The sequence below is a fragment of the Streptomyces sp. NPDC023481 genome, assembly GCF_055560195.1.
This window is the reverse complement of sequence record NZ_JBVHJE010000002.1, coordinates 668,228-682,198: the sequence shown is the minus strand read 5'-3', so window position 1 is coordinate 682,198 and position 13,971 is coordinate 668,228. Positions and strand designations below refer to the sequence as shown.

Genomic DNA, 13,971 nt, shown 5'->3' with positions numbered 1-13,971 from the left:
GTCTTTCCTGGGTGACTGGCCTGCGGGGGTGCCGTTTCTTCGAGCGAAAGTGAGATCCGCGTGTACGCCATCGTGCGCAGCGGTGGTCGCCAGCACAAGGTTGCTGTCGGCGACATCGTTGAGGTTGACAAGATTTCCACCGCCAAGGTTGGCGACACGGTCGAGCTCTCGACCCTGCTCGTTGTCGACGGCGACGCTGTGACCAGCGACCCGTGGGTGCTGGCCGGCATCAAGGTCCAGGCCGAGGTCGTGGACCACCACAAGGGCCAGAAGATCGACATTCTGCGCTACAAGAACAAGACCGGCTACCGCCGTCGGCAGGGCCACCGCCAGCAGTACACGGCGATCAAGGTCACGTCGATCCCCACGGCTGCGAAGTAAGGGACTGAGGAGAAATGGCACACAAGAAGGGCGCATCGTCCACCCGGAACGGTCGCGACTCCAATGCCCAGCGGCTCGGCGTGAAGCGCTTCGGCGGTCAGGTCGTGAACGCGGGTGAGATCCTGGTCCGCCAGCGCGGCACCCACTTCCACCCCGGCGCCGGTGTCGGTCGCGGCGGCGACGACACGCTGTTCGCGCTGCAGGCCGGTGCGGTGGAGTTCGGTACCCACCGCGGCCGCAAGGTCGTGAACATCGTTCCGGTCGCCTGAATCGCCTGATTCACGCGCCGAACGCTTTCGCGAGGCGGACCTCACTTCCCGTTCGGGAAGGCGGGTCCGCCTTTCGCGCGTTATCCCCACAGCACATACCCGTACGCCCCCGGTCCCGGGGGAACCACCAGGAGGCACCCACCATGACCACCTTCGTGGACCGCGTCGAGCTGCATGTCGCCGCGGGTAGCGGAGGCCACGGCTGTGCCTCCGTCCACCGTGAGAAGTTCAAGCCGCTCGGCGGCCCCGACGGCGGCAACGGCGGCCGGGGCGGCGACGTCATCCTGACCGTCGACCAGTCGGTCACGACGCTGCTGGACTACCACCACTCCCCGCACCGCAAGGCCACCAACGGCAAGCCCGGCGAGGGCGGCAACCGCTCCGGCAAGGACGGCCAGGACCTGATCCTGCCGGTGCCGGACGGCACGGTCGTCCTGGACAAGGCGGGCAACGTGCTCGCCGACCTGGTCGGCCACGGCACCTCGTTCATCGCCGCGCAGGGCGGCCGGGGCGGTCTCGGCAACGCGGCGCTGGCCTCCGCCCGGCGCAAGGCGCCCGGTTTCGCGCTGCTCGGCGTGCCCGGGGACGTGCAGGACATCGTCCTGGAGCTGAAGACCGTCGCCGACGTGGCCCTCGTCGGCTACCCGAGCGCCGGCAAGTCCTCGCTCATCTCCGTGCTGAGCGCGGCCAAGCCGAAGATCGCCGACTACCCGTTCACCACGCTGGTGCCGAACCTGGGCGTGGTGACCGCCGGCTCCACCGTCTACACCATCGCCGACGTGCCCGGTCTGATCCCGGGTGCCAGCCAGGGCAGGGGCCTGGGCCTGGAGTTCCTGCGGCACGTGGAGCGGTGCAGCGTGCTGGTGCACGTGCTGGACACGGCGACGCTGGAGTCCGACCGCGACCCGGTCTCCGACCTCGACATCATCGAGGAGGAGCTGCGGCAGTACGGCGGGCTCGACAACCGTCCCCGGATCGTCGTCCTGAACAAGGTGGACGTGCCGGACGGCAAGGACCTCGCCGAGATGGTCCGCCCCGACCTGGAGGCCCGCGGTTACCGGGTCTTCGAGGTGTCGGCCGTGGCGCACATCGGGCTGCGCGAGCTGTCCTTCGCCCTCGCCGAGCTGATCGCCGCCGCGCGCGCCGCCAAGCCGAAGGAGGAGGCGACCCGGATCGTCATCCGGCCCAAGGCCGTGGACGACGCGGGCTTCACCGTCGTACGCGAGGAGGCCGGCGGCGAGCCGCTGTTCCGGGTGCGCGGCGAGAAGCCCGAGCGCTGGGTGCGCCAGACCGACTTCAACAACGACGAGGCCGTCGGCTATCTCGCCGACCGGCTCAACCGCCTCGGGGTGGAGGAGCAGTTGATGAAGGCGGGCGCCCGCTCCGGCGACGGCGTCGCCATCGGCCCCGAGGAGAACGCGGTCGTCTTCGACTGGGAGCCGACGGTCATGGCCGGCGCCGAGATGCTGGGCCGCCGCGGCGAGGACCACCGCTTCGACGCGCCCCGGCCCGCGGCCCAGCGCCGCCGGGACAAGGACGCGGAGCGGGACGAGGCGCTGCGGGAGTACGGCGACTTCGACCCGTTCGAGTAGGAACCGGCGGGCGCCTGCCCGGCCGGGATGTTCCGACGGCGCGGCGCGGAGAGGACCCCGGTCCTCTTCGCGCCGCGTTGTCGTGGTGGGGGAGCGGCCGGTCATCGGCGGCTGCGGGCGGCCCTTCCCCGGCCGGCTCGCTTTCACTCGCCTTTTCCGGACAACCGGTGACCCGGCCACAGGCGGGGGTTCGCTGGGGGCCGGCGGGGGGTCGCTCGTCGCTCGGGCCGGGTCGGGTGCCGATCCGCTCGCCGCTCGCGCCGAATCACAGACTCCGCCCGGTGGCTGACGGTCCCTCGGGAAGGTGTGCGACACGCCGGTGGGCTTCCGCGATGGGGCGGATTCCGGCCTACCGTCGGATCCGTTGCGGCGGGACGGTTTTCTCGTGCCGCGACCGGTCTTCTGTTGTCTCCCCATTTGTCATGCCCGCGATGGGCTTGGTTCAGCAGGCGGACCGTCCGGCCGTGGGAGCTTCCGACTGTCCGCTCCACCTGTCCAAGTGGCCACTGTGGCAAAGGGAGTCAGCGCATGACCGCACCATCGCCCGACCGCCGCCGCTTTCTGACCGCCGGGACCGCCGTCCTCGGGGCCGCGGCCTCCGCCCAGTTGTGGCTGCCCGGCACCGCCCGCGCCGCCGGCACCCCGCTCCCCGACGGCGTCTTCACCCTGGGCGTCGCCTCCGGCGATCCGCTGCCCGACGGGATCGTGCTGTGGACCAGACTCGCGCCCGACCCGCTGAACGGCGGCGGCATGCCCGACGCCGTCTTCCCCGTGGAGTGGGAGATCGCCGAGGACGAGCGGTTCCGCAGGACCGCCCGCCGGGGCACCGCCGAGGCCCGCCCGGAACTCGGCCACAGCGTCCACGTCGACGTCCGCGGCCTGCGCCCGGACCGCCCGTACTGGTACCGCTTCCGGGCCGGCGGCCGGCTCTCGCCCACCGGCCGCACCCGCACCGCGCCCCACCCGCACCAGCGGGGCGGCTCGCTGCGCGTCGCCCTCGCCTCCTGCCAGAACTGGCAGCACGGCTACTTCACGCCGTACGCCGACATGCTCGCCCAGGACCCCGACGTCGTGCTGTTCGTCGGCGACTACATCTACGAGTCCGCGCCCACGGCGACGGCCGTACGGCGGCACGAGGGCAAGGGCGAGCCGTACACCCTGGTGCAGTACCGCAACCGGTACGCGCAGTACAAGACCGATCCCGACCTCGCCGCGATGCACGCGAGCGTCCCCTGGGTGGTCACCTTCGACGACCACGAGGTGGACAACGACTGGGCCGGCGAGATCCCGCAGGACCCCGACAAGCAGCCGCACGACGCGTTCGTGGCCCGGCTGACCGCGGCCTTCCAGGCGTACTACGAGCACATGCCGGTGCGCGCCACCGCGATCCCGAACGGCCCGCACATCCGGATGTACCGCCGCCTGGAGTTCGGCCGGCTGGCCCGGCTCAACGTGCTCGACACCCGGCAGTTCCGCAGCGACCAGGCCACCACGCAGGAGGGCGCCGAGGCACCGACGCAGACCATGCTCGGCGCCGGGCAGAAGGCGTGGCTGCTCGACGGGCTGCGGGACTCCCCGGCCCGCTGGAACCTCGTCGCCTCGCAGATCATGATGGCCGAGACCGACCTGCTGCCCGGTGACGGCAAGCTCTGGTACTACGACGCCTGGGACGGCTACCAGGTCGAACGCAACGCCCTGCTCCGGGACTTCGCCGACGTCCGCAACCCGGTCGTGCTGAGCGGCGACCGCCACCTGACGATGATCAGCGACCTGAGGACGGACTACGCCGACCCGGACTCGGAGGTGGTCGGCGCCGAGTTCGTCGGCACCTCCGTCTCCAGCAGCGGCGACCAGGACCAGGACGCCTTCCACCGGCAGTGGGACCCGCTGAAGGCGGACAACCCGCACTGGAAGTTCATCGACGCCCACCGCGGCTACCACCTGTTCGACATCCGCCGCGACGGCATCGACGCGCGGGTCCGGGCCGTCGACACGGTGCTGAAGCCGCAGGCGACGGCGAGCACGCTGGCCCGGCTGCGGGTGGAGTCGGACGAACCGGGCGTCCGGCTGGTGTGAGGTTCCCGAGCCCGGGACCCGTCCGGGTCCCGGGCTCCGCCATGACCCGCTTCGGGTGAGACTCTTACCGTCCTTTAATGATGCGGAATCCCGACGCGGAATTCCGCGGCAATGGACCGCCGGACGATCGGTATTCCCGTCCCGTCCGCACCGGTGCCGTGCCGCATATGCCGTGCCGCATATGAAGAACACGTGCAGCCCCGCGCCCCGGGACGTGAAGATCCTGCCCCCCCCCCGCCGGTCACCCCGCCTCCACGGGCACCTGTGGACTTACTCACAGCAAATTCACGGGCGTTCATGCGACCTGCTGCCAATCACCGGGAGTGCAAGGTGAATGACAGGTTGCGCGCACATATGCAGCGAAGGTCACTCACCTTGCACTGCGGTAACCGGAAGTGGGACCATTTCCCGGTTCCCTGTCGCCCCAAGGTAGGTCACCTGTGTCCCAGCACATAGCCAAGCCCCGTACCACCGCAGTGATCCTGGCCGGTGGCACCGGTCAGCGGGTGGGTCTGTCGATCCCCAAGCAGCTGCTGAAGATCGCCGGCAAGGCAGTCATCGAGCACACCCTGACCACCTTCGAGAACGCCGACTCGATCGACGACATCATCGTGCTGATGGCGCCGGGCTATGTGCCGGACGTCGAGAAGATCGTCGCCAAGGCGGGCTTCACCAAGGTGAAGAAGGTCATCGAAGGTGGCTCGACGCGGAACGAGACCACCGAGCGCGCCATCTCCGCGCTCGGCGAGGGGCTGGCCGAGGGCGAGGACCTGAACGTCCTGTTCCACGACGCGGTACGCCCGCTGCTCTCGCAGCGCGTCATCGACGACTGCGTGGCCGCGCTGGAGCGCTACCAGGCCGTGGACGTGGCCATCCCGTCCGCCGACACCATCATCGTCACGCGTACGCACGGCGAGGACGGCGAGTTCATCACCGAGATCCCGGACCGCTCCCGGCTGCGCCGCGGCCAGACCCCGCAGGCCTTCAAGCTGTCCACGGTCCGCCGCGCCTACGAGGTCGCCGCCGGCGACCCCAACTTCCAGGCCACGGACGACTGCTCGGTGGTCCTCAAGTACCTGCCGGACGTGCCGATCCACGTCGTCGCGGGCGACGAGTACAACATGAAGGTGACCCAGCCGGTCGACGTCTTCATCGCCGACAAGCTGTTCCAGCTCGCCTCCACCGCCGCGCCCGAGCAGAACGGCGAGGAGGCCTACCGCGAACTCCTCACCGGCAAGACCGTCGTCATCTTCGGCGGCTCCTACGGCATCGGCAAGGACATCGCCGAACTCGCCGAGTCCTACGGCGCGAACGTCTACGCGCTGGGCCGCTCCACCACCGGCACCCACGTGGAGAACCCGGAGGAGGTCGACGACGCGCTGTCCAAGGCGTACGCGGAGACCGGCCGGATCGACTACGTCGTCAACACCGCGGGCGTGCTGCGCATCGGCAAGCTCGCCGAGACCGACAACGCCACCATCGAGGAGGCGCTGAAGGTCAACTACCTGGCCCCGGTGCAGATCGCGCGCTCCTCCTACAAGTACCTCGCGGAGACCAACGGCCAGCTGCTGCTCTACACCTCCAGCAGCTACACCCGCGGCCGCGCCGAGTACTCCCTGTACTCCTCCACCAAGGCCGCCATGGTGAACCTCACCCAGGCGCTGTCCGACGAGTGGGCCGGTGACGGCATCCGGGTCAACTGCATCAACCCCGAGCGCACCGCGACCCCGATGCGCACCAAGGCCTTCGGGCAGGAGCCCTCGGGCTCCCTTCTCTCCTCCGAGGCCGTCGCCCGTACCTCCCTCGACGTGCTGCTCTCCGAGCTGACCGGGCACGTCATCGACGTCCGCCAGCAGGACCCCACCGCGGGGGCCGCCACAGCGTCCGGCTTCGAGCAGGCGCTGGCGACGGTGCTGGACCGTCAGGACGGCGTGTAATAATCAGAGGTAATCAAGCTTTTGGGAATTCAGGCCTCTGCGGGTGCCCGTTCACCGGGTATTCGCGGGGGCCTGTATCCGTAACCCCCACAGGAATTACCGGCCTCTCCCGACATTCCTGAACAAAACCGGCACTCCCCCCTCCCAGAGCAGGTTTCTCCGTGATATCCACCGCTATTCGCGTCGCCCGGGTGGGCAGCGCGGCCGAGCTGGCCGCGGCGGCCCTCGTGATGCTGGGCTTCCCGGCCCTCATGCTGGCCGCGCTCGTCCCGAGCGTTCCCGCCTTCGCGGCCCTGGCCGCCGTGACGTACCTGGCGGACCACTATCTGCACCGCAAGGGCAGCTACCTGATCAACCGCCTCAGCAAGGTCCGGGCGGGCCTGTCGATCCGCTTCCTGATCCGCCAGCTGCTCCTGATCCTGCTGCTGGCCCGCCTGTCCCTCTCGGACAACCTGATCTTCTACGGCGCGGTCGCCTGCTTCATCGCCTTCTACGGCCTTCAGGCCCCGCACGGCGCCCTGGTCACCCTGATCCGCAACCGGCGCCGGATGCCGGTCGCCACCCGCAACATCGACCTCAAGTCCCGCATCCGCATCCCCGACGCCCCGCCGCGCGTGCTGCTGCACCGCTCCGCGGAGAAGATGCTCCACCTCGACCTGTTCGCGGTCGTCGGCATCCTCGTCTCCGCGCAGCTGGGGTCGGCCGGGTTCGCCTTCCTCGGCATCGGTCTCACCGTCGGCCTGGGCACGGGGTACATCCTGCGCCTGCTGCCGTACCTGCGCGGGCGGCGGACCCCGCCGAAGGCCGAGACCGTCCTCGCCGCCGTCGACGACTGGCTGACCGCCTACAAGCCCGAGACGGTCCTGTACTTCTCCGGCTCCAAGGACTCCGCGTACCAGGTCAACATGTGGCTGGAGACGATGGAGCAGCTGGAGACCCGGCCGCTGATCATCCTCCGCGAGCGCGTCATCCTCGGCAACCTCGCGCCCACCACGGTCCCCGTCATCTGCGTGCCCGGAGGGGTGCACCTGATGAACCTGGACCTGTCCACCGTGCGGGTCGCCCTGTACGCGGCCAACGTCGGCAAGAACATCCACCTGCTGCGCGTGCCCACCATGAAGCACGTCTTCATCGGCCACGGCGACAGCGACAAGCTGGCCAGCGTCAACCCGTACAGCAAGGTCTACGACGAGGTGTGGACCGCCGGCCGGGCCGGCCGCGACCGGTACGCCATCGCCGACGTCGGCGTCCGCGACGAGGACATCGTGGAGGTCGGCCGCCCGCAGCTCGCCCCCATCCAGGGCCGGCGGGACCTGCCCGCGGACGGCGTCCCCACCGTCCTGTACGCGCCCACCTGGGAGGGCTGGGACGGCAACCCCGGCAACACCTCGATCGTGCTCGCCGGCGAGAACATCGTGAAGAAGCTGGTCGCGGCCGACCCGCCGGTGCGCGTCCTGTACAAGCCGCATCCGTTCACCGGCACCGTCAGCCGGGACGCCAAGGCCGCCCACGAGCGCATCACCGCCCTGGTCGAGAAGGCCGCCACCGAGCGCGCCGCCGACTCCCGGTTCACCGCCGACAGCGCCGCCATGGAGCGGGCCAAGGCCGAGCTGGCCCGCATCGAGGCCAGGCTCGACGAGCTGACCGTCGCCGGTGGCACCAGGGGTGACGAGGCCGAGGCCACCCGCGACGGCGTCGTGGACGTCCAGCGGCACGAGGAGATCGCCCGGCTGCGCGGCGAGTGGAACGACGCCTACTGGCGCTCCTTCCCGTCGTACGAGCACCGCGTCATCACGGGCGCCGAGCCGCGCCTGTACGACTGCTTCAACGTCTCCGACGCGATGGTCTCCGACATCTCCTCCGTGGTGTCCGACTTCATCGCGAGCGGCAAGCCCTACGCCGTCACCGACTCCGGCGAGCTGGGAGCCGAGGAGTTCAAGCAGCAGAACACGGCCGTGCGCGCCGCGGTGATCCTGTCCAACAGCGCGGCCGAGCTGGGCGGCCTGCTGGACGCCGTGCGCGACCCGGCGGGCGACCCGCTGGCGGCGGACCGCGTGGAGCTGAAGCAGTACCTGCTCGGCCCGGACGAGCCGACGTCGATCGACCAGTTCAACGCCGCGGTCGCCGGCCTCGCCCTCAAGGCCGAGGTCCGCAACGTCGGCCAGCAGTCCCGGGTGGGCGCGGCGAACGCCGACCCCGCCGAGGCGGCCGAGCTGACCAACGCGGTACCGGGCCAGCGCACCGCGTCGGCCGGCGAGACGGACGGCATCGCCGCGGGCTGACCCGCCCCGGCGCGCGCACCAGGCCCCCGAGGAACCCCCTTCGGGGGCCTTTGTGCGCCTCAATCCCGGGTACGCGTGTGAGGTGAAGCACTCTTTACCGACCCCAGGGCAACCGCTTCCCCCGATCGCCCGTCTAACACCTTGCGATTGAGGTGATACGGGGGAAATATTCCGTGACTAGGGGGAAGAGTGACCGTCGTGACGCAGCCTGATGTGAGCGTGATCACCGGGGCGTACGAAGCGATGCCGTACCTGGTCGAGTGCCTGGCATCCGTCGAGGCGCAGACCATCGATCCGGCGCGCCTTGAGGTCATCGCGGTCGACGACGGCTCCACCGACGGCACCGGCGAGTGCCTGGAGGAGTTCGCCGCCCGCGCTCCCATGCGGGTCACCGTGATCCGCCAGGAGAACTCCGGCGGCCCCAGCGGCCCGCGCAACGTCGGCCTCGGCAAGGCGGCCGGACGCTTCGTCTTCTTCCTCGACGCCGACGACCGGCTCGGCCCCGAGGCCCTGGAACGCATGGTCGCCATGGCCGACAGGAACGGCACGGACGTCGTCCTCGGCCGGGTCGAGGGCGTCAACCGCACCGCGCCGAAGTCCATGTGGGGCAAGAACCTCGACCGGGCCGACGTCTTCACCTCGAACATCAAGTTCACGCTCAGCGCGCAGAAGCTGTTCCGCCGCTCCCTGCTGGAGCAGCACGGCATGCGGTTCGACGAGTCGCTGTTCACCGGCGAGGACGCCCTGTTCACGCTGGAGGCGTACCTGCGCGCGGCCGGTGTCTCCGTCCTCGCCGACTACACCTGCTACTACCTGGTCGGCCGCGACGACGGCAAGCACGTCACCAAGAGCGGCAGCTACACCCTGCGCTTCGACTCCGCGCGCGCCCTGATGAAGCTGATCGCCGACATGGTCCCGGCCGGCGACAAGCGCGACCTGCTCATGGTCCGGCCGTTCCTCATCACGCTGCTGCCGCAGTTCGGGCCCAAGTTCCTCACCGACAGCGAAGAGGTCCGCCGGCACAAGTTCGAGCTGGCCAAGCCGCTGATGGACGCCTACTGGACGCCCGGCGTGGCCCGCCGTCTCAAGGTGCACGAGCGACTGCGGCTGCACCTGGTCGCCGTGCAGCGCGCCGACCTGCTGCTGGACGTCGTCACGTTCGTCAAGGCGAAGAAGCAGGCCGCGGCCGTGCTGGAGAAGCGCGGCACCCGCCTGTACCTGATCTACCCGCACTTCCGGTCCAGGACGGCCCGCATCCCCGACGAGATGTACCTCGCCGACCCCCGCGAGGCCCGCGCCTTCGAGGGCTACCGCGAGGCGGCCGCCAACTCCGTCCCGCGCCGCGCCCTGCGCAAGGCCCGCCGGACCCTGCGCCGGGTGCTGCCCCGCAAGCCCTTCGGCGCGGCGGCGGCCTGAGTCCGCCGCTCGCCGAGGGTGAGCGGATGACCACGCCCGCAGTCCGGGGGCTGGACCGGTGCGCACCACCCGATCCCCTTCGCGTAGATTGCCGGACAGGCAGCCGGTGACGCGCGAGGGGACCAGGGCAAGGTGGCAAGGGCAAGGCAGGCCGTGGGCGAGGCCCGCAGGATCGTCGTCAAGGTGGGCTCCTCCTCGCTGACCACCGCCACGGGCGGTCTGGACGCCGACCGCGTCGACGCCCTCGTCGACGTCCTCGCCAAGTTCCGCGGCGGCGGCGACAAGGAGATCGTGCTCGTCTCCTCCGGCGCCATCGCCGCCGGTCTCGCCCCGCTCGGCCTGCGCCGCCGCCCCAAGGACCTGGCCCGCCAGCAGGCCGCCGCCAGCGTCGGCCAGGGCCTGCTCGTCGCCCGCTACACCGCCTCCTTCGCCCGCTACGGCGTCCGCGTCGGCCAAGTCCTGCTCACCAGCGACGACATGAGCCGCCGCGCCCACCACCGCAACGCCTCCCGCACCCTCGACAAGCTGCTCGCCATGGGTGCCTTCCCGATCGTCAACGAGAACGACACCGTCGCCACCGACGAGATCCGCTTCGGCGACAACGACCGCCTCGCCGCCCTCGTCGCCCACCTCGTCCACGCCGACCTCCTCGTCCTCCTCTCCGACGTCGACGGCGTGTACGACGGCGATCCCGGCAAGCCCGGAACCTCCCGGATAGCTGAGGTGCGCGGCCCGGAGGACCTCGCCGGCGTCGAGATCGGCAGCGCGGGCAAGGCCGGCGTCGGCACCGGCGGCATGGTCACCAAGGTGGAGGCCGCCCGGATCGCCGCCGCCGCCGGCATCCCGGTGGTGCTGACCAGCGCCGTCCACGCGGCCGAGGCCCTGGCCGGCGGCGACACCGGCACCTACTTCCACCCCGCCGGCAAGCGCTCCGCCGACCGGCTCCTCTGGCTCCAGCACGCCTCCACCCCGCAGGGCGCCCTGACCCTGGACGACGGCGCGGTGGACGCCGTGGTGAAGCGGCGCACCTCGCTGCTGCCCGCCGGAATCGCCGCCGTGGAGGGCGACTTCAGCGCCGGTGACCCCGTGGAGCTGCGGGACACCGCCGGCCGCGCGGTGGCCCGCGGACTCGTCAACTTCGACGCCAAGGAGATCCCCCGGCTGATCGGACGGTCGACCCGGGAGCTGGCGCGTGAGCTGGGACCGGCGTACGAACGCGAGGTCGTACACAGGGACGACCTCGTGCTCCTGCACGCCTGACGCCCGCGGAACAGCTCGTAAAACAGGGCGTAAGGAACGCCCCCGGTGGGGGACGTTCCGTAAAAGCACCACGCGGAGCCCTGCGGCCTGCTCAACTTTCTCTCGGGGACATGTTGAAAGGACACGTTCCGTCAAGGGGTCAAGCGAGCCATGCGTGAAGGAGGCCGTCGTGAGACGAGTGCGCCCTGGGGCGGCGTCCCGCGGTGCTCTGACGAGCGTCGCGGCCGGGGACACCTATGAGGAGCCCGACGACCTGCCCAGGCTGTGGCACGTCACCCTCAGCGTCTCCGGGAAGAAGGTCCCCCTGCCCGACCTGCGGCGGGCCCTGGAACAGCTCGCCCACGACCACCCCTTCCTGCTGACCAGCAGATACGCGACCGACCACGCCGAGATCCGGTACTGGGAAGAGGCCCGCGACCTGCACGACGCCGCCGCGGTGGCGCTGCGTCTGTGGGGCGAGCACCGGCAGACCGCCGGCCTGCCGGCCTGGGAGATCGTCGGTCTGGAGGTCATCGACCGCGAGACCTACCACCACCGCATCGCCGAGGGCTACGGCCCGGCACCGGCGACACCGGTGGGAGTGCATCCGTTCTGAGACGGCGGTGCGCCCGAGGCGCGCGCCGCGCGCCGGGGCGGTGCGGGTTCACCCGTTCCGGGATGTCTCGGGGTGTGGGACGACCGCTGAACCGCCGTGCCCCGCGCACTACCCTTCCCCCATGACCACGCTCTCGCCGTACGACTCGATGTCCCCGGTCACCCAGGCCGCCTACCGGGCCAAGGCCGCCGCCGCCGACCTCGCGCCGCTCCCGCGCGCCGTGAAGGACGACGCGCTGCTCGCCATCGCCGACGCCCTGGAGGTCCGGACCGCCGAGATCGTCGAGGCCAACGCCAAGGACGTGGTCAAGGCCCGGGAGAGCGGCACCAGCGAGGCCATCGTCGACCGGCTCACCCTCACCCCCGAGCGGATCCGCGCCATCGCCTCCGACGTCCGTGACGTCGTGAAGCTGCCCGACCCGGTCGGCGAGGTCGTCCGCGGCTCCACCCTCCCCAACGGCATCGACCTGCGCCAGGTCCGCGTCCCGCTCGGCGTCGTCGGCATCATCTACGAGGCCCGCCCGAACGTCACCGTCGACGCCGCCGCCCTCTGCCTGAAGTCCGGCAACGCCGTCCTGCTGCGCGGCTCCGGCTCCGCCTACGAGTCCAACACCGCCCTCGTCCGGGTGATCCGCGACGCCGTCGGCGGCGCCGGCCTGCCCGCCGACGCCGTCCAGCTGGTGCCGGGGGAGAGCCGCGACTCCGTCCGCGAGCTGATGCGCGCCCGCGGCCTGGTCGACGTCCTCATCCCGCGCGGCGGCGCCTCCCTGATCCAGACCGTGGTCAACGAGTCCACGGTCCCCGTGATCGAGACCGGCACCGGCAACTGCCACGTCTACGTCGACGCCCAGGCCGACATCGACACGGCCGTCGAGATCCTGATCAACTCCAAGGCCCAGCGGGTCAGCGTCTGCAACGCCGCCGAGACCCTCCTCGTCCACCAGGACATCGCCCCCGAGTTCCTGCCGCGCGCCCTGGACGCCCTCGCCGAGGCCGGTGTCACCGTCCACGCCGACGAGCGGGTCATGGCCTACGCCAAGGACTCCCAGGCCACCGTGGTCGAGGCGACCGCCGAGGACTGGGAGACCGAGTACCTCTCCTACGACATCGCCGCCGCGGTGGTGGACTCGCTGGACCGGGCCGTCGAGCACATCCGGCTGTGGACCTCCGGCCACACCGAGGCCATCGTCACCACCTCCCAGCAGGCCGCCCGCCGCTTCACCCAGCTGGTCGACTCCACCACCGTCGCCGTGAACGCCTCCACCCGCTTCACCGACGGCGGCCAGTTCGGCTTCGGCGCCGAGATCGGCATCTCCACCCAGAAACTGCACGCCCGCGGCCCGATGGGCCTGCCGGAACTGACCAGCACGAAGTACATCGTCACCGGCGACGGGCACGTACGCCGCTGAAGTTCACCCGTCCGGCCGAGCGCCCAGCTGTCCGCAGGGCGTGGCCGGAAGGCGTCTCGCCAGGCAGACGAATTTCCATACCGTCTGCCCAAATTGACCCCCCAGGTCTACTCTGGACCCGTGCCGGAGGACGTGGGGGGCACGCCGTTCCCTGACGGCTGGGAGCCCGACGACGACCACGACCGCGGGGTGTCGGACGAAGAGTTCGCCTCCGTGGTCTTCGACGAGGCCTTCGTACGGGCGGCCACGGTGCACGAGCCGACCGCCGTCGAACGCCTCCTCGCCGCCGCCCAGGCCAGAGCCGAGGCCTCCGAGGCGGAGGCCCGCCGCGCCCACGCCCGAGGCGAGCGCTACGACGACGGCTACGGCGCCGACGGCCTGGGATTCGGCCAAGATCACGACGATGACGGGCCGGACGACGCCTACGTCCTCGGCGACCGCCACGGCGTATTCGGGCCCTACGGCAAGCAGGTCCGCTGGCACCGGCCCGTGGCCTGGGTCCTCGCCGTCGTGATGGGCGTCGGCATGGTCGCCCTGGCCTTCGCCGCCGTCTACCGGGGAGGCTCCTCGGGTACCCGCGACCGGATGCCCGCCCCCGCCTCGACCGGCCTCGAACAGGGCGGAGCCTCCGCGTACCAGGTCCCCGCCCACCCCTCCCGGCCGGCCGTCCCGGCCATCCCGCCCTCCCCCTGAAAACCCCCGCCCGAACCTGGTGAGAACCTGTCAAAACTGTCGGGCGGCGGGGCGTTTACCCG

The 13,971-nt window shown here is 70.9% G+C and carries 11 protein-coding genes; all 11 read left to right on the top strand.

The window, feature by feature from the left end; genetic code table 11:
* Nucleotides 1-60 precede the first annotated feature (60 nt).
* The 11 genes from rplU (at nt 61) to ACZ3ZD_RS07300 (ending at nt 13,909) form a co-directional block, all read left to right on the top strand.
* On the top strand, nt 61-381 hold the full coding sequence (rplU, locus tag ACZ3ZD_RS07350) for a 50S ribosomal protein L21 (RefSeq protein ID WP_009188585.1): 321 nt from the start codon (nt 61-63) through the stop codon (nt 379-381).
* A 14-nt stretch (nt 382-395) separates the two neighbouring features.
* Nucleotides 396-650 carry a 50S ribosomal protein L27 gene (rpmA, locus tag ACZ3ZD_RS07345; protein WP_023550764.1) on the top strand — a complete coding sequence of 85 codons (255 nt, stop codon included), beginning with the start codon at nt 396-398 and terminating at the stop codon, nt 648-650.
* A 143-nt stretch (nt 651-793) separates the two neighbouring features.
* Nucleotides 794-2,242, top strand: coding sequence for a GTPase ObgE (obgE, locus tag ACZ3ZD_RS07340; RefSeq protein ID WP_467394471.1), 1,449 nt, complete (start codon nt 794-796; stop codon nt 2,240-2,242).
* A 528-nt stretch (nt 2,243-2,770) separates the two neighbouring features.
* Complete coding sequence (locus tag ACZ3ZD_RS07335) at nt 2,771-4,318, top strand: alkaline phosphatase D family protein (protein WP_467394469.1); 1,548 nt, start codon at nt 2,771-2,773, stop codon at nt 4,316-4,318.
* Nucleotides 4,319-4,758: 440 nt separating this feature from the next.
* A complete protein-coding gene (locus ACZ3ZD_RS07330; RefSeq protein ID WP_467394467.1) occupies nt 4,759-6,255 on the top strand; it encodes a D-ribitol-5-phosphate cytidylyltransferase in 1,497 nt (498 codons plus the stop codon).
* Nucleotides 6,256-6,446: 191 nt separating this feature from the next.
* Nucleotides 6,447-8,537: a hypothetical protein gene (locus ACZ3ZD_RS07325; protein WP_467394569.1), complete on the top strand. Its 2,091-nt coding sequence runs from the start codon at nt 6,447-6,449 to the stop codon at nt 8,535-8,537.
* A gap of 243 nt (nt 8,538-8,780) precedes the next feature.
* A complete protein-coding gene (locus tag ACZ3ZD_RS07320; RefSeq protein ID WP_467394567.1) occupies nt 8,781-9,953 on the top strand; it encodes a glycosyltransferase family 2 protein in 1,173 nt (390 codons plus the stop codon).
* 153 nt (nt 9,954-10,106) lie between these two features.
* Entirely contained in the window at nt 10,107-11,213 is a 1,107-nt protein-coding gene (gene proB / locus ACZ3ZD_RS07315; protein WP_467394565.1) for a glutamate 5-kinase, read from the top strand.
* Nucleotides 11,214-11,382: 169 nt separating this feature from the next.
* Nucleotides 11,383-11,808, top strand: a complete 426-nt coding sequence (locus ACZ3ZD_RS07310; RefSeq protein ID WP_467394465.1) for a hypothetical protein — start codon at nt 11,383-11,385, stop codon at nt 11,806-11,808.
* Between the two features lie 121 nt (nt 11,809-11,929).
* Complete coding sequence (locus ACZ3ZD_RS07305) at nt 11,930-13,216, top strand: glutamate-5-semialdehyde dehydrogenase (RefSeq protein ID WP_467394463.1); 1,287 nt, start codon at nt 11,930-11,932, stop codon at nt 13,214-13,216.
* 120 nt (nt 13,217-13,336) lie between these two features.
* Entirely contained in the window at nt 13,337-13,909 is a 573-nt protein-coding gene (locus tag ACZ3ZD_RS07300) for an SCO2584 family spore wall biosynthesis protein (protein ID WP_467394461.1), read from the top strand.
* Nucleotides 13,910-13,971 lie beyond the last annotated feature (62 nt).